Below are 406 nucleotides of genomic sequence, written 5' to 3'. Positions count from 1 at the left end.
CCACATGCGGGGACGGGTATTTTTTGCTGCCACTGATAAACCGGGCCTCTCCCTGCTCACTCAGTCCACTGTCTCGCAGCAACGCCCGTCCCAGACCGTTGGCCGCCAGCGGTTGTGCCTGCTCCCAAAGTCGGTTGCCAGCATCGGCCTGGCGGTCGTCAGCAGCGTGCAACACATCATGGGCGGTCTGCCGCTGACTGGCGTGGGAGACCGCTGACGACCATTTGTCCCGATCGTCGGTGTAAACCTGGACATGGGCTTTCATGCGGGACAGGGCAACATACCCATCACTGTGACTGGCCAGGTATTTCCGCCCGTCAGTCACACCGGCCAGCGCTATCACATACGATTCACTGGCGCCCTGCGCTTTATGCGCCGTGCCCGCATAGGCGTAGTCAACATGCCG

1 protein-coding gene is annotated in these 406 nt (G+C 61.6%); it reads right to left on the bottom strand.

The features are described from left to right. On the bottom strand, nucleotides 1-406 hold a 406-nt coding region (locus AEP37_RS24090), incomplete at both ends, for a conjugative transfer relaxase/helicase TraI domain-containing protein (protein ID WP_049615706.1).

The sequence above is a fragment of the Yersinia pekkanenii genome, from assembly GCF_001152565.1.
GTDB lineage: Bacteria > Pseudomonadota > Gammaproteobacteria > Enterobacterales > Enterobacteriaceae > Yersinia > Yersinia pekkanenii.
The sequence above is the reverse complement of the archived record's forward strand: the minus strand, read 5'-3'. Positions and strand labels throughout refer to the sequence as shown.